Annotated in this window: 12 protein-coding genes; 6 read left to right on the top strand and 6 right to left on the bottom strand. The window is 70.7% G+C overall.

Features of this window, described 5'->3' with window-relative positions; genetic code table 11:
- Positions 1-2: 2 nt before the first annotated feature.
- Positions 3-935 carry a serine hydrolase gene (locus tag A4R43_RS16875; RefSeq protein ID WP_113693203.1) on the bottom strand — a complete coding sequence of 311 codons (933 nt, stop codon included), beginning with the start codon at positions 933-935 and terminating at the stop codon, positions 3-5.
- 89 nt (positions 936-1,024) lie between these two features.
- Positions 1,025-2,590, bottom strand: a complete 1,566-nt coding sequence (locus A4R43_RS16870) for a DUF4139 domain-containing protein (RefSeq protein WP_113693202.1) — start codon at positions 2,588-2,590, stop codon at positions 1,025-1,027.
- Positions 2,591-2,725: 135 nt separating this feature from the next.
- Between A4R43_RS16870 and A4R43_RS16865 the strand changes: the two genes are divergently transcribed.
- The 3 genes from A4R43_RS16865 (at position 2,726) to A4R43_RS16855 (ending at position 6,740) form a co-directional block, all read left to right on the top strand.
- A complete protein-coding gene (locus tag A4R43_RS16865; protein ID WP_113693201.1) occupies positions 2,726-4,537 on the top strand; it encodes a Xaa-Pro dipeptidyl-peptidase in 1,812 nt (603 codons plus the stop codon).
- A gap of 113 nt (positions 4,538-4,650) precedes the next feature.
- Entirely contained in the window at positions 4,651-5,508 is an 858-nt protein-coding gene (locus A4R43_RS16860; protein ID WP_113693200.1) for a M23 family metallopeptidase, read from the top strand.
- A gap of 14 nt (positions 5,509-5,522) precedes the next feature.
- On the top strand, positions 5,523-6,740 hold the full coding sequence (locus tag A4R43_RS16855; protein WP_418190826.1) for a DUF4192 domain-containing protein: 1,218 nt from the start codon (positions 5,523-5,525) through the stop codon (positions 6,738-6,740).
- 155 nt (positions 6,741-6,895) lie between these two features.
- Here A4R43_RS16855 and galE read toward each other — a convergent pair whose 3' ends face one another.
- From galE to A4R43_RS16840, 3 genes are all read right to left on the bottom strand, one after another.
- Positions 6,896-7,897 (bottom strand): UDP-glucose 4-epimerase GalE, encoded by a 1,002-nt coding sequence (galE, locus tag A4R43_RS16850; protein ID WP_113693198.1) that lies wholly within the window; start codon positions 7,895-7,897, stop codon positions 6,896-6,898.
- 91 nt (positions 7,898-7,988) lie between these two features.
- Positions 7,989-9,176, bottom strand: coding sequence for a galactokinase (gene galK / locus A4R43_RS16845; RefSeq protein WP_113693197.1), 1,188 nt, complete (start codon positions 9,174-9,176; stop codon positions 7,989-7,991).
- Positions 9,173-9,868: a metal-dependent transcriptional regulator gene (locus A4R43_RS16840; RefSeq protein WP_113693196.1), complete on the bottom strand. Its 696-nt coding sequence runs from the start codon at positions 9,866-9,868 to the stop codon at positions 9,173-9,175. The genes galK and A4R43_RS16840 overlap by 4 nt, the downstream gene beginning before the upstream one ends.
- Positions 9,869-9,994: 126 nt before the next feature.
- Between A4R43_RS16840 and A4R43_RS16835 the strand changes: the two genes are divergently transcribed.
- Genes A4R43_RS16835 through A4R43_RS16825 form a run of 3 tightly spaced genes read left to right on the top strand, consistent with a single transcriptional unit; the run spans position 9,995 to position 14,759 of the window.
- A complete protein-coding gene (locus A4R43_RS16835; RefSeq protein ID WP_113693195.1) occupies positions 9,995-10,843 on the top strand; it encodes a sulfurtransferase in 849 nt (282 codons plus the stop codon).
- 29 nt (positions 10,844-10,872) lie between these two features.
- The gene (locus A4R43_RS16830; RefSeq protein ID WP_113693194.1) at positions 10,873-12,045 is read left to right on the top strand and encodes an acetoin utilization protein AcuC; all 1,173 of its coding nucleotides are present in this window, start codon (positions 10,873-10,875) and stop codon (positions 12,043-12,045) included.
- A 2-nt stretch (positions 12,046-12,047) separates the two neighbouring features.
- Positions 12,048-14,759 (top strand): bifunctional acetate--CoA ligase family protein/GNAT family N-acetyltransferase, encoded by a 2,712-nt coding sequence (locus tag A4R43_RS16825; protein ID WP_113693193.1) that lies wholly within the window; start codon positions 12,048-12,050, stop codon positions 14,757-14,759.
- On the opposite strand, the gene A4R43_RS16820 is transcribed toward A4R43_RS16825, so the two are convergent.
- The gene (locus A4R43_RS16820; RefSeq protein WP_236809069.1) at positions 14,740-15,723 is read right to left on the bottom strand and encodes an isopenicillin N synthase family dioxygenase; all 984 of its coding nucleotides are present in this window, start codon (positions 15,721-15,723) and stop codon (positions 14,740-14,742) included. The genes A4R43_RS16825 and A4R43_RS16820 overlap by 20 nt on opposite strands.
- Between the last annotated feature and the right edge of the window lie 51 nt (positions 15,724-15,774).

Below are 15,774 nucleotides of genomic sequence, written 5' to 3'. Positions count from 1 at the left end.
ACTTAGCCCTTCTCCGCGCCCGACAGCACCGGCGCCATCGCCGCGATGCCCGCCGTGATGGCCTGCGACGCGGTTTCGTAGCTCAGTCGCGACGGCTGGTGGGTCAGCAGCGCGACCGAATACCGATCGCCCACCACCCCGGTCGTGTGCAGCACAACGTGTCCCGCCGCCCGCATCCAGCCCTGCTTCACGCCCCAGGTGGTTTCGGGCAGCGCCGCCGGGATGCCGAAGAACTGGTCGAACCCGTCGGCCGCGCGGTCGTCGGGCCCGGTGAGCGCGGCCAGCAGCACGTCCCGCGCGGAACCGGGAATCCCGTGGTGGATGTACTCGTAGGTGGTGATCACGTCCTGCGCGCTGAGCCGCGTCATCTCCCACTCGTCGGAGACGTTCGGGGGAGTGGTGTTCGCCAGCCCGATCAACGCGCTCACCTGCCGCACGATGTCGCGCCTGCCCCCGGCCGCCCACAGCGCATCGGCGACGCCGTCGTTGCTCGCGCCGAGCAGCTGCGCGAGGTTTTCCTTCGCGCGGTCGTCCGCGGTCCAGCCCGCGTCGTGCAGGAGGTCGATCGCGATGAGCAGCTTGACCACCGACGCCGAGTAGAACGGCGCGTCGGCGTTCTCGGCGGCCACCGCCGAACGGGTCACCCGGTCGTACACGGCGAGCCCGAGATCGGTGCCGGGCGCGGCCGATTCCACCGCCGCGACCACAGCCGACGCCACCTCGGCCCGCTCTTCTTCGGTGAGCGGGACCCCCGGCGCGGGGGCGGCGGACGACGGCGACGCCATACCGTCCGGCAGTGGGGCCGACGACGGCAAGGCCATCGCCACCTCGTGCTTCGGCTCGGTCTCGGGCCGGGCGACCACGGCCACCGCGGTCAAGCCCGCCGTCACCGCGAGGGTGGCGACCAGGCCGAACACCACGGACCGGGGGCGCATGCCATCGATATAACCCGATCGAGTGTTTTTCCGCGGTTACCAGTTGCTGTCGGTTGCCTGTCGGTACGAAGGGCGCGCCAGCACGGTGCTCACTCGCGCCAGCCGCGCAGCTCCACCCCCTTCGACACGTCCACCCGGAACGACAGGTTCGCTTCGGCCGAAGCACCCGGAGCCAGCTCGAACCGCCAGGTGACCTCGCCGAGCGAACTCAGCTCTTCGGGGTCGGGGGAGGTGCGCACGTCCCGCACCACGATCGCCTCGTCGCGAGAAACCGGCGCCTGGTCCAGCACGGTGATCGGCGCGACGCGCGGACCGTGGTTCGTGACCGTGATCCGGTACTCCAGCTCACGCCGTCGCGTGCCGGTCAGCGCGGTCTTCGTCGCGCTGCGCCGCCGCAGCTCGCGCTTCACGCGCAGCCTGTCGTCCACCCCGAGCGCCAGCTCGACCTCTTCACCCGGCGCCCAGGTGTCCAGCCGCGTGGTGCCGACGAATTCGTTGTCGTGGAAGACGGACGCCTTGCCCGGCAGCAGGGTGTGTTCACCGCCGTTGGTCACCGTGGCCCGCAGGTACGCCTCCTCCGCGAGCACCGGCGCGGTCACGTAGCTCAGTTCCGCGTCGAGTCCCAGCGTCGCGATCGTCGTGCGGTGCGCGCCGCCGTCGGAGGGCACCGCGACCGGCCGCGCAGGCCGGTACGACGCCGCTGCCGCGCCCTGTTCCACCTGGGCCGTCATGTCCGCCATCGGTGGCCCCGCGGGTGCGGCCATCTCCGGCATCGACGCACCGTAACCGCCACCGCGTCCACCTGCGGCCGCGCTGCCCCCGCGCACTGCCGTGGGCACGGCGCGGTCGAGGTACCAGGGTTGCGGCTCCGGCACGTGCACGGTGGCCGCCGGGCGGGCGGTCGACAGGATCAGTTCGCATTCGGGCCAGTCCTCGCCGGTGTGCTGGGTGACCAGGCCGTACCAGGTGAGCCGCACCCGGTCCTCGTCGAGCCGGATGTCGTAACCGGACTCCCACCGGGCATTGGTGACCACATAGGACAGTTCCAGCTCGACCTCGGCGGGGCCGGCGTCCTCGGCCGGTTCCAGTTCGATCACCACTTCGGTGCGGTCGGGGGTTTGCGCCGCCTGCCGCGCCGTGACTTCACGCTCGACCGCTGCCAGTTCCTCGGCCAGCCGGGCGTGCCGGTCGGCCAGCTCCCGTCGGCTGGCGAGCACATCGGACAGCTGCGCCGCGAGCGCGTCACCGATCTCGGCCACCCGCGACGGTTGCGCGTTCCCGGCGGCGAGCGCGTCGGCGAACGCCCGGCCGGATCGCTGCGCCAGTGCGCTCAGCAGGTCCGCCCGCCCGGTCTCGACGGCTTCGGCGTCGGTCACCTCGTCGAGCTTCCGCTTGGCCACGCGCTGGCGTTCGAGCAGCTCGTCCAGTTCTCGCTCGGTCGGCCGGGCGAGGTGCTGCGGGCGGACGTCCACACCGACGATGGACGCGGGCCCGGTGCCCGAGGCACGTACCGAATCCGGCAGCAGGGTCCGGGGCAGCCCGCCGATGGAGAACCGGCCGTCACCACCCAGTTCGGTCCGGGCCCGGCGGACGATCCTGGCGTGCTGCGGGTAGACGGTGACGGCGACGATCGGGGCGCGCACGGGGGTCGGCATGAAACCCGACGCTAGTCCAAACGCAGAGCGCCCGTGCCGTCTTTCGTCGGTTAACGCCGGGAAGGGCTTGACACCCCTGTCGGCCGGAGCAAGTGTCATCGCAGTCCTTTCACCACACCTTCACAGGGGGTCCGTGTGAGATCCGCACGCCTTGCCGCTGTGCTCGTCGGTTTGCTGCCGCTGGCGCTGGTGCAGCCCGTCAGCGCCCAGGTCGCTCCGCCCACCGGGCCGGTCTTCGAGAACGGACAGGCCCAACCGGTGTTCGACCCGGCCGACGTCGTCCGGGACAACGTCTGGGTCACCGCACCGGTCGACAGCGACCGCGACGGCAAGAACGACGAGGTGCACGTCGAGGTGGTGCGCCCGAAGGCCACCCAGAACGGGCTCAAGGTGCCGGTCATCTACCAGGCGAGCCCGTACTACGCCGGTGGCAACGACGTCGCCAACCACAACGTCGATGTCGAGCTCTACGTGCCGGGCCAGCCCGCGCCCGCCGCGGGCCCGCGTGGCCGGACCTCCGACGTCGGCCCGTACGCCGCGCCGATCACCTGGCGCTACGAGTCCTACTTCACCTCGCGCGGGTTTGCCGTGGTGTACGGCGAATCGCTCGGCAGCGGCCAGTCGACGGGCTGTCCGACCACCGGTGGCGAGAACGAGACCATCGGCGCCAGGTCCGTGGTCGACTGGCTCAACAACCGGACACCCGCGCGTGACGCCGCTGGCGCCGCGGCCAAGGCGGACTGGACCACCGGGAAGACCGCGATGATGGGCGTCTCGTACAACGGCACGCTGCCGAACGCTGTCGCCAGCACCGGGGTCGAGGGCCTCGAGACGATCATCCCGATCGCCGCGATCTCCAGCTGGTACGACTACTACCGCGAAAACGGCGCCGTGGTGGCCCCCGGTGGTTACCAGGGTGAGGACGCCGACGTGCTCGCCGAGTACGTGCACACCCGTGCCGACCGCGCGGTGTGCCGCCCGGTGCTCGACGAGCTGGCCGCCCAGCAGGACCGGATCACCGGCGACTACAGCCCCTTCTGGGACGAGCGGAACTACCTCAACGACGTGGACCAGGTGCGTGCCTCGGTGCTCGCGGTCCACGGCCTCAACGACTGGAACGTGACCACCAGCCAGGTCGCCAAGTGGTACGAAGCGCTCAAGGCACACGGGGTGGAGCACAAGATCTGGTGGCACCAGTCCGGGCACGCCGACCCGTATTCGCTGCGCAAGGAGGAGTGGCTCGCGACCCTGAACAAGTGGGTCTCGCACTACCTCTACGACCTCGACAACGGCATCGAGAAGGAGCCGAAGTCGACCATCCAGCGCGAGAACGGCTCGTGGGCCGACGAAGCCGAGTGGCCGCTCCCCGGCACCTCCGACGCGACGATCTACCCGTGGCCGGGCGGTAGCGCCCGCGGCAAGCTCGACCCGCGGCACAAGCTGCCGGGCCGTCCGCAGGTCGAACGGCTCGCCGACGACGCCACCAAGACCGTCGAGCAGCTCGTCGACCTGCCCAGCTCCGGCAACCGCCTGGCCTACTCGACCACCGAGGCGCGGCAGCCGGTGCGGCTGAGCGGTACGGCGAAGGTGGACCTGAGCGTGTCGTTCGACCGGCCCGCGGCCAACGTGACCGGTGTGCTGGTCGACCGCGCGCCCGACGGCAAGGCCAAGGTGATCACCCGGGGCTGGACCGACCCGCAGAACCGCACCGACCCGGCCAGGACCCAGCCGATCGAACCGGGCAAGTCGTACAAGGTCTCGTTCGAACTGCAGCCGGACGACTACGTGCTGGCCACTGGCCACAAGCTGGAGTTCGTGCTGCTGTCCAGCGACCACGACTTCACGTTGCGCCCGAAGCCGGGCGCCGGGGTGGCGATCGACCTGACCAAGACCTCGATCACCTTGCCGGTGGCAGGCGGCAAGGAGGCGCTCCGCGCGGCTTTCTAGGGGATTCACCGCAAACGGGCCGTTCCGCTGGCGGGGCGGCCCGTTTTGTACGGAACGTGTACGCGCGATCGCTTGGCTGGTCGCTGACGAGTCCCCGTATCCCGGAGGTATCGATGTCTGTGTTGAGACGGCTCACGGCGGCGGCCGCCACCCTCGTGCTGCCGGTGCTCGGCCTGGTGGCCACGCAGGGCACCGCTTCGGCGGCGCCCAACTTCCAGGTGCCGTTCAAGTGCGGCGTCACCGTCACCGCGGCCACGTTCAGCGGGCACAACCCGGCGAACTCGGTCGACTTCCAGAAGTCGGGCATCACCGGCATGCCGGTCCTCGCCTCGGCCGCCGGCAAGGTGACCGTGGTCGGCAACACCGGTTCGACCAGCTACGGCCGCTGGATCGAGATCGACCACGGCAGCGGCTGGCGGACCCGCTACGCACATCTTTCCTCCCAGGAGGTCTCGGTCGGCCAGCAGGTGGCGCTGGGCAAGCAGATCGGGAAAGCGGGGGCGACCGGCGGCGTGACCGGCCCCCACCTGCACTACGAACAGCGGCTGAACGGCGTGGCGCAGAAGGCGGTGCTGCACGGCGTCGCGGTTCCGTACTACGGCCACACGAACTTCACCAGCAAGAACAACTGCGGTGGCGGCGGGAACAACCCGTACACCCCCGAGCAGGTCTGCGGCGCTGGCTTCGACGTGATCGACTCGGCCAACCTGGGTACTTCGGGCACGGCTTATCTCCTTTACAACGCGGACAACTCGAACAACTGCGTGACTACGCTGAAATCGGTCTCGCTCGGCACGGCTTCGCCCACCTCGGCGTTTCTTGAGGTGCAGGGTTCGGCCAGGGTGACCGACTCGGGCAACTTCACCTACTACGCGGGCCCGGTCAAGAAGGCCGCCGCGAAAACCTGCGTGAAATGGGGCGGATCGGTCGGTACGACGACCTACGAAAGCCCCTTCGAGCACTGCGACTGATATCGATCTCGTGAATGGGGCATTGCTCGCTCGGCGGGCAGTGCCCCATTCCTCTGCGATGCAGCCTACCCCGCGGCGCAAGGCGGCCCGGCGAGTTATCCACAACGGCTCGAGTTGTCCACAGTTTCGCGACTCGTGCCCCACGACCTTGCTTCTCGTCGCACAGTGGACCCATGACAACGTCCACACGCCCCGCAGCCCAGAACGGCGCCAACCTCAACCTTGGCGGCGATCCCGGCGAGATGATCGCCACTGTTCCCCCCATGCTTGGCTTCCGTCCCGCGAACTCCGTGGTGCTCATCGTGCACCGGCACGGAGAAAACGGTCAGCCCGGCAGCATCGTGCAGATGGCCAGAAGTGATCTGCCACCGCCAGGATTCGCACTGGCGGTGGCGGAGAGATTCGTGCCGCTGGTGCATGGCAACTCCGCGGCCACCGTGCTCATCATCGGTGGTGGCGGTGAGTTCGCCGGTGCGGAATTGGTCGAAACCATACGAGAACAGTTCGCCGCCACCGGTGTTGACCCAGTCCACTTCCTGTGGATGGCGGAAATCCGCACCGGCATGCCGTGGCGGTGTTATCTGGATCCGGACTGCCGCGGTGAGTTGCCGGACCTCGAACACGGCCGGATCGCGGCCGTGGCGGCGAGCGCGGGCTTGGTCACCTTCAGCAGCCGCGAGGCCAGTGCGGCCAGGTTGGACCCGACCGATCCGGAGGCGATCTCACGGCGTTCGCGCCAACTCGACCAGGCGGCCGACGAAGCCGAGCCGGATTCGCGGGCGATGGTGCCGGAACAGGGCTTCGCCGTGGTGCGGGCGGCCATCCGCCGTGCCCATCGCGGCAGGCTCGAACTGTCCGACAAGGACGTGCTCGATCTGGTGTTCGCCCTGCAGATCACCGAAGTGCGTGACGCCTGCCTCGCGCTGGCGGTGCCGTCCGGCACAGCCGTGGCGAGGGCGGCCGAGCAACTGTGGCTGGCCATGGTCCGCGAATGTCCGCCACCGGAACGCGCGCAGTTCGCCACGCTGCTCGCGTTCAGCTCCTACCTGCGCGGCGACGGCACCTTCGCCGGCATGGCAATGGACAACGCGCTGGAGGCCGATCCGGGGCACCTGCTGGCAGGGTTGTTGTCCAGGGCGATCGACGCGATGCTGCCGCCGTCGCGCCTCGCCGATCTGGGCCGGGCGGACCCGGCTCTCGACATCGACCTGCCGCCAGCCAAGGGAAAGTGACCACGCTGACGACGGTTCAGCCCAACGTCCGCGAGCGCTGACGCTCGCGTGAACGCGATCATTGAAAACTCAAGAGTGAATCTTCGCGAGCCGGTTAATTGTCCACAAAGGACAAATGTCCGGGCCGCCGTGATCGCGGCGGCCCGGACATTTGGTCAGGCGGGGTTCGCGGCGCCGCGGCGTTCCTGGGTGAAGCGCCAGGCGTCGGCGACGATGCCCGTCAGGTCGGCGCGCTGGGGCCGCCAGCCCAGTTCGGCACGGGCCCGGTCGCTCGCGGCGACCAGCACGGCCGGGTCCCCGGCCCGGCGCGGCGCGACCACGGCGGGCACCGGGTGCCCGGTGACCTCGCGGCAGGCCTCGATCACCTGCCGCACCGAGAAGCCGGTGCCGTTGCCGAGGTTGTAGATGCGGTGTTCACCGGCGGTGGCGTGGCGCAGGGCCAGCAGGTGGGCGTCGGCGAGGTCGGCGACGTGGATGTAGTCGCGGATCGCGGTGCCGTCCTCGGTGGGGTAGTCCTCGCCGTAGATCTGGATCTGCTCGCGGTCGCCGGTGACCACCTGCAGCACCAGCGGGATGAGGTGGGTCTCGGTGCTGTGCCGCTCGCCGATGCTGCCGTAGGCGCCGGCCACGTTGAAGTAGCGCAGGCTCACCGCGGCCAGGCCGTGGGCCCGCGCGTAGGTGGTGATCGCGTTGTCCACGGCCAGCTTGGTGGCGCCGTAGGTGTTCGTCGGCTGGGTCGGTGCGGTCTCCGCGATCGGCGAGACTTCCGGCTCGCCGTAGGTGGCCGCGGTGGAGGAGAAGACCAGCCGGGGAGTGCCGTGCTCGCGCATGGCGTCCAGCAGCTTCAGGGAGGTGACCACGTTGCCGTGCCAGTACCGGGCCGGGTCCTGCATCGATTCGCCGACCAGCGACTTCGCGGCGAAGTGCAGCACGCCGTCGAAACCTTCGGCCAGCAAGGTGCGCAGCGTGTCCGCGGCGTCACCTTCGACGAACCGGGCGCCGTCGGGCACCGCGTCGGCGTGGCCGGTGGACAGGTCGTCCACCACGGTGACCTGGTGGCCCGCCTCGAGCAGCCGCTGGGTGCAGACGCTGCCCACATAACCGGCGCCGCCGGTGACGACCAGCTTCAGAGGCGTGTTCGGGTTGTCGGTAGGCATGTGCTCGGTGGCCCTTCCAGTACGGCGGCGTTGGGTTCAGGTGGCGGAAAGTCTCCACCCTGACCGACGTTCCGGCGCAGGCGGGGTTGCCTTACCCGGCCCAGGTCTCCGGTGGGTCCTGGCGGGCGCCGGGTGAGGGCACGGCGACGAACGTGCGGGGTGCCTTCAGCCCCGCGCGCTCGAACTCGGCCTTCACGTTGGCCTCCACCTTGGCCAGGTCGGCCTCGGGCACCAGCGCGATCGCGGAGCCGCCGAAACCACCGCCGGTCATCCGCGCGCCGAGGGCACCCGCGGCGCGGGCGGCGTCGACGGCGACGTCGAGTTCCAGGCAGGAGATCCGGTAGTCGTCCCGCATGCTGACGTGGGAGGCGTCGAGCGAAGGGCCGATCTCGGCCAGGCGACCGGACTTGAGCAGGGTGACCACGTCGAGCACGCGCTGGTTCTCGGTGACCACGTGCCGGACCAGCGGTCGCAGGTCCTCCGGCAACCGGGCCAGCGCGTCGTCGAGACCGTCCGGTTCGATGTCGCGCAGCGCCTTCAGGCCCAGCAGGTCGGCCGCGCGTTCGGTGCCGCGGCGGCGGTCGCCGTAGCCGGACTCGGCGAGCGTGTGCTTGGCACGCGTGTCGATGACCAGGACCCGCAACCCCGCCGCGGCGGCGTCGAACGGGACCTGCTCGATTTCGCCGGAGCGCACGTCCAGGAACAGCACGCAGCCGTCGACGCAGCGCATCGAGGCGGTCTGGTCGAGCACGCCGGTGGGCACGCCGACGAACTCGTTCTCGGCGCGCTGGGCCAGCCGGGCGATCTCGGTGCGGCGGCGCTCGTCCGGATCGGCTTCGCCGGCCGCGCCGAGCAGGGCGAGGGCGACGGCGCATTCCAGCGCCGCCGAGGAGGACAACCCGGCACCAGTGGGCACGTCGCCGGCCAGCACGACGTCGGCACCGCGCTCGAAGCCGTGCGAGCGCAGCACCCAGGCGACGCCGGCCGGATAGGCGGCCCAGCCTTCGAGCTGACCGGGCTCGAGTTCGCTGATGTTCACCGGGTCGGCCTGCTGCACGCGGCCGTCCGAGCCGAGCGTGGCCACGGTGAGTTGCTCGTCCTCACGCGGCGCGACGGCGGCGGCGAGCCGGTGGGGCAAGGCGAAGGGCAGCACAAAGCCGTCGTTGTAGTCGGTGTGTTCCCCGATCAGGTTCACCCGGCCGGGGGCCGAGAAGACCCCCACGGGCTCCTTCCCGTGTAGTGAGCGGAACGTGGCGGCGGCGTCGCTGGCCGCGCTCACCGCGCCTGCGCCAGTACCGCGTGCAGGACCGACGGCGCGACCTGGACGCTGATGCTCTCGCCGGTGATCTCGATGGTGGAGCCCGAGCCGTTGGCCCGGCTCACGCTGACGGTCTGGCCGGGGACCAGGCCGACCGAGTTCAGCTCGGTCATCAGGGTCTCGTCCTGCTGCACGTGCTCGGCGATTCGGCGGATCTCCACCTTGCCGCCGCCGGCGCGGGCGAACTCGTCCAAGCGGACGAGGTCGGCCTCGGCGTCCGGAGCGGGGTCACCGGCGCCCAGCTTGTCGAGGCCGGGGATCGGGTTGCCGTACGGGGAGGTCGTCGGGTTGTTGAGGAGCTTGACCAGCTTGCGCTCGACGGCCTCGCTCATCACGTGTTCCCAGCGGCACGCCTCCTTGTGCACGTGCTCCCACTCGAGGCCGATCACGTCGAGCAGCAGGCGTTCGGCGAGGCGATGCTTGCGCATCACCGCGATCGCCAGCTCCCGGCCGTGGTCGGTGAGCTTGAGGTGCCGGTCGTCCGCGACGATGACCAGGCCGTCGCGCTCCATCCTGGCGACCGTCTGGCTCACCGTGGGACCGCTCTGCTGGAGACGCTCGGCGATGCGGGCGCGCAGCGGAACGACGCCCTCTTCCTCGAGCTCGTAGATCGTGCGCAGGTACATCTCTGTGGTGTCGATGAGCTCGTTCACTTCTGTCCCCTTCGTCCGCGTCTCCCATGGTAGTCGCTATCGACGACGACTACGGCAGGTGACCTGGAATTCCCCGGTCGGGCGGCCGGGCTGCGCGGGCGGCCCGGCCTGCTGGAAGATGGCCGCATGTCCCCCTTGATCACGACCGCGGAGCTGGCCGGCCTGCTGGACGGCCCGCTCGATTCGCGACCCACCGTATTGGATGTCCGCTGGCGTCTCGCCGGGCCTCCCGGGGTCGAGTCGTTCCGCGCCGGGCACATCCCCTCGGCCGTGTTCGCCGATCTCGACACCGCGCTGGCCGCGCCGCCGGGTGAGGGCGGGCGGCACCCGCTGCCCGAGCCCGCGGCCCTGCAGGAAGCGCTGCGGCTGGCCGGAGTGGACGAGGGCAGGCTGGTGGTGGCCTACGACGACGCCGACTCGTCCGTGGCGGCGCGGGCGTGGTGGCTGCTGCGCTGGGCGGGCCACGCCGAGGTGGCGGTGCTCGACGGCGGGTTCGCCGCCTGGGAGGCCGAGGGCAGGCCGGTGACCACCGAAGAAGAGGTGCCGTCGCCGGGCAACATCGTCGTGCGGCCCGGGGGCATGCCGGTGCTGAACGCCGACGAAGCGGCGGAGCTGGCCCGTGACGGTGTGCTGCTCGATGCTCGCGCTCCGGAGCGGTATGCCGGCGAGACCGAGCCGGTCGATCCGCGGGCCGGGCACATCCCGGGGGCACGCAACGCGCCGTTCAGCGCCCACTCCGGCGCCGATGGGCACTGGCACGCGCCTGAAGTGCTGGCACAGCACTTCGCCTCGCTGGGAGTCGGCGCGACTACGCCGGTCGGCGCGTACTGCGGCTCGGGGGTGACCGCGAGCTCGGTGGTGCTCGCACTGGAGATCGCCGGGCACCCGGCACCGGCGTCGCTGTACACCGGCTCCTGGTCGCACTGGTCGCGTGACCCGGAACGACCGGCGGCCACCGGTCACGAGCCCGGCTGAGCGCCCGCGGACGCATTAGGGTTTCGGGCATGCACCCCTCCGCCGTCGTCTGGGATCCCGCGCTACTGGGCTACGACCTGGGTGGTGAGCACCCGTTCAACCCGGTCCGCCTGGAGCTGACCATCCGGCTAGCCCGTGAGCTCGGCGTGCTCGACGACGTCGAGCTGCTGGTCCCGGAGGCGGCGACGGACAAGGAGCTGTACCGGGTGCACGTGCCCGAGTACCTGGAGGCGGTCAAGCAGGCGCCGATGGCGGGCTGGGACGTCGGCCACGGGCTCGGGACCACCGACAACCCGGTGTTCTCCGGCATGCACGACTCGGCCGCGCTGGTGGTCGGCTCCACCCTGCTCGCCGCGCGGAAGCTCGCCGAGGGCGAGGCTGAGCGCGCGGTCAGCATCGCCGGCGGGCTGCACCACGCGATGCCCGACCGGGCCGCCGGCTTCTGCGTCTACAACGACTGCTCGATCGCCATCTCGTGGCTGCTGGACCACGGGTTCGACCGCATCGCCTACGTGGACACGGACGTCCACCACGGCGACGGGGTCCAGGCGGCCTTCTACAACGACCCGCGGGTGCTGACGGTTTCGCTGCACCAGCACCCGTTCACGCTGTGGCCGGGCACGGGCTACTCCGGGGAGACGGGGGAGGAAGGCGCCGAGGGCACGTCGGTGAACCTCCCGTTGCCGCCGCACACCAGGGACCCCGGGTGGTTGCGGGCGTTCCACGCGGTGGTGCCGTCGCTGCTGGAGCAGTTCCAGCCGCAGTTGCTGGTCACGCAGTGCGGGGTGGATTCGCACGAGGAGGATCCGCTGGCCGATCTGTCGCTGTCGGTCGACGGCCACCGCGAGATCTACCGGACGCTCCGCGAGCTGGCACAGCGGTACGCCGGGGGCAAGTGGCTGGCCGTCGGTGGTGGTGGCTACCAGCTCATCCGCGTGGTGCCGCGCTCGTGGACGCACCTGCTGGCCACCGTGCTCGACCGGGACGTCAGCCCGGAAACACCGCTGCCGCCGGGCTGGCGGGACACGGTCGGCCGGGCCGCTCCCGGTGCCGAACTGCCGCTCAAGATGACCGACGAGGCCGACACCGCCTACCGCCCGTGGGGCGACGGGCAGGACGACCCGGTGGACATCGCCATCCGCGACACCCGGCGAGCGGTCTTCCCGTTGCACGGTCTCGATCCGGACGATCCCAGGGACTGAAGATGAGCACCGAGAACGACTCGGCCGAGCCCGATCTGCGCGAGTCCTACGACTACCCGCGGCACTGGGAAGCCGACGTGCTGCTTTCCGACGGCGGCACCGTCCACTTGCGACCGGTGGTGCCCGACGACGCGGACGGGCTGGTCGCGCTGCACAGCAGGCTGTCCGAGCGCACCAGGTACCTGCGTTACTTCGGGGCGTACCCGCGCATCCCGCAGCGCGACCTGGAGCGGTTCTCCCGGGTGGACCACCACGACCGGGTCGCCTTCGCGGCGATGCTGGGCGACCACATCGTCGCGGTCGGACGGTACGAGCGGCTCGACAACGGGCCATCCGCCGAGGTGGCATTTGTCGTCGATGACGCGCACCAGGGGCGCGGGCTCGGCTCGATCCTGCTGGAACACCTCGCCGCGGCGGCGTCCGAGCGCGGGCTGCGCCGGTTCGTCGCCGAGGTGCTCGCCGAGAACCCGCAGATGGTGCGTGTTTTCCGCGACGCCGGTTACCAGGTCAGCCGGGCGATCGAAGAGGGCGTGCTGCATCTGGAGTTCGACATCGATCCGACCGAGGAGTCGCTCGCGGTGGCGCGGTCGCGGGAGCAGGCCGCCGAGGCCCGCAGCGTGCACAACCTGCTGCACCCGCGGTCGGTCGCGGTCATCGGGGCGTCCACCGATCCGACCAAGATCGGCTACGTGGCGCTGACGAACCTGCTCACCGCGGACTTCGCCGGCACCGTCTACCCGGTCAACCCGGAGCACCGGTCGGTGCGCGGGGTGCGCGCCTATCCGTCCGTTGTGGACATTCCGGATCCGGTGGACCTGGCACTGGTCGCGGTGCCCGCCGACCAGGTGGAGTCGGTGCTCGACGGTGCGCTGGAGAAGGGCGTGAAAACCCTGCTGATCGTCTCCGGCGGGTTCGCCGAGGCGGGGCCGCACGGGCTGCACGCCGAGCTGCGGCTGGTCGGTGAGGCCCGTGCGCACGGCATGCGCGTGGTCGGGCCGAACGCGCTCGGGGTGCTCAACACCGATCGGAACGTCCGGCTCAACGCCACGCTGGCGCCCCGCCTGCCCGCGCGTGGCCGGGCCGGGTTCTTCTGCCAGTCGGGTGCGCTGGGCACCGCGATCCTCGCCGACGCCGAGGCGCGCGGCCTGGGGCTGTCCACCTTCGTCTCGGCGGGCAACCGGGCCGACGTCTCCGGCAACGACCTGCTCCAGTACTGGGAAACCGATCCGGGTACCGATCTGGTGCTGCTGTACCTGGAGTCGTTCGGCAACCCGCGCAAGTTCGCCAGGCTGGCGCGGCGGCTCGGCCGGACCAAGCCGATCGTGGCGGTGAAGTCGGGCCGCCACGCGGTGCGCCCGCAGCTCGCGGCCACGTCGGCCGAAGTGGATGAGGCGAGCGTGCAGGCGCTGTTCGAGCAGGCGGGCGTGGTGCGGGTGGACACGCTCGCGCAGCTCTTCGACACCGCGCTGGTCTTCGCGCACCAGCCGCTGCCAGCCGGGCCGCGGGTCGGCATCGTCGGCAACTCCAGTGCGATCGGCCTGCTCGCCGCGGACACCGCGCGGGCGCAGGGCCTGCGGCTCGCGTTCGAACCGGTGGACGTCGGACCGCAGGCGTCACCCGAGGAGTTCGCCGGTGCCGTGCGCGAGGCGTTGAACTCGGCCGAAACCGACGCGCTGGTGGTGGTTTTTGTGCCGCCGCTCGCGATTCCGGGCACCACGTACGCCCGTGCCCTGCGTGAGGTGGTGCAGGAACTGCGCAAGGAGAAGCCGATTGTCTCCACCTTCCTCGCCGCCGAAGGGGTGCCGGACGAACTGGCCGTGTGGTCGGACGACGGTGCGCCCGTGCGCGGGTCGGTGCCTTCGTACCCGAGTCCGGAACGCGCGGTGAACGCGCTGGCGCGGGTGGTCCGGTACGCGGCGTGGCAGCAGCGGCCGCAGGGCACGCTGACCCGGCCGGTCGGGCTGCACGCCGAGCAGGCGCAGGTGATCGTGAACGAGATCCTCAGCGAGGAGGACGGGTGGACCACCGTGCTCGCGGACGAGGACGTGGTGCGGCTGCTCGGCTGCTACGGCATCGAGGTGGTGCCGTTCCGGGTGGTGTCCACGGCGGACGAGGCCGTCGAGGCGGCGGGCGCGCTGGGGTACCCGGTTGTGCTCAAGGCGGTGGACGAACGACTGCGGGGGCGGCCGGACCTGGCCGGGGTGCGGCTCGACCTCTCGTCCGAGGACTCCGTGCGCGCCGCCTACCGCGACCTGCGCGAGGTCTCGGGTGAGGACGACATGTACGTCCAGGCCATGGCACCCAAGGGCCTCTCGTGTGTGATCGGCCTGCAGGACGACCCGTCGTTCGGCACGCTGGTCTCGTTTGGCCTGTCCGGCCTGGTGAGCAATCTGCTGGGGGACCGGGCCTACCGCGCGGTGCCGCTGACCGACGTGGACGCGGCGACGCTGATCCGGGAGCCGCGGACAGCGCCGCTGCTCACCGGCTACCGCGGTGACGAGCCCGCCGATCTGGCCGCGCTGCAGGACCTGGTGCTGCGGGTGGCCGCGCTCGCCGAGGACAACCCGGAGGTCCGGTCGCTCGTGCTGGACCCGATCCTGGCATCCCCGGATGGTGCCTTCGTGGTCTACGGCCGCGTTGTGCTCGGTCCACCGCCGTCGCGTCCGGACACCGGGCCGCGCCGACTGCGTCCGATCAACGCTCCGCGGGAGTGAGCCACCAGCGCTCCGCCACTCGCGGGTGCGAGCGCAGCCAGCCGAGCAAGGCGTTTTCGCCATAGGCGGCCAGTAGCGGATTGTTCTCGTCCTGCGTCACCCCGCGGGCGACGGCGGCCAGGTCGGGCGGCAGATCGATCGGCTCGATCACCGCGTCCAGGCGTGGGGCGAGGAAGAACGGGATGGAATACCGGTCGACGCCGGCCGGTGGGCTCAGCACCCGGTGCTGTGTCGCACGCAGGTATCCGTTCGTGGCGATTTCCAGCATTTCGCCGATGTTCACCACAAAACTGTCCGGAATCGGGGTGGCGTCGATCCAGGAACCGTCGGCCCGCTGGACCTGGAGCCCGCCGACCTCGTCCTGTTGCAGCAGGGCGAGGAAACCGTAGTCCTTGTGTGAACCGACGCCCTGCTCGGTGCCGCCGGGTTCGCGTGGCGGGTAGTGCACCACTTTCAGGTGCACCGCCGCTTCCGCGTCGAACCAGCGGTCGAAATACGTCAGTTCCTGGCCGAGCGCGACGGCCAGTGCCCGCAGCACCTCACGCGAGACCCGCAGCGCTTCGCACTGCCAGAGCAGCACCACGTCCCGCAGCTCGGGCAGGGCGGACGGCCACTGGTTCGGGCCGATCAGGCGCAGGTAGCGGGGATCGTCCTCGGTCAGGTGCAGTGCGGGGCGCTCGGGGCCGATGTCGAGTTGCTCGCGCCAGTCCGCGCCACCGGCGGTCTGTTCCGTACCCGTTCGGGTGTATCCGCGGAAATGCGGTGAACGCACATTCTCGATCTCCAGCCGCTGCGCCTGCGGCAGGGCGAAGAACCGGCGTGCCGAATCGACGATCGCCCGCATGGTTTCCGGGGCGACACCGTGTCCGACGAGGTAGAAGAAACCCACCTCGTGCGCGGCGTGGCGCAGTTCGGCCAGAAATCGTTCCCGCTGCCTCGGCACCCGGAAACGGGACAAATCCAAGATCGGCAGTGTGTTCACCCGGCTCAGGGGAGCACAACCGGGCGGAAGCCC

Source organism: Amycolatopsis albispora, assembly GCF_003312875.1.
Lineage (GTDB): Bacteria > Actinomycetota > Actinomycetes > Mycobacteriales > Pseudonocardiaceae > Amycolatopsis > Amycolatopsis albispora.
This window is presented reverse-complemented; position numbering and strand designations above follow the sequence as displayed.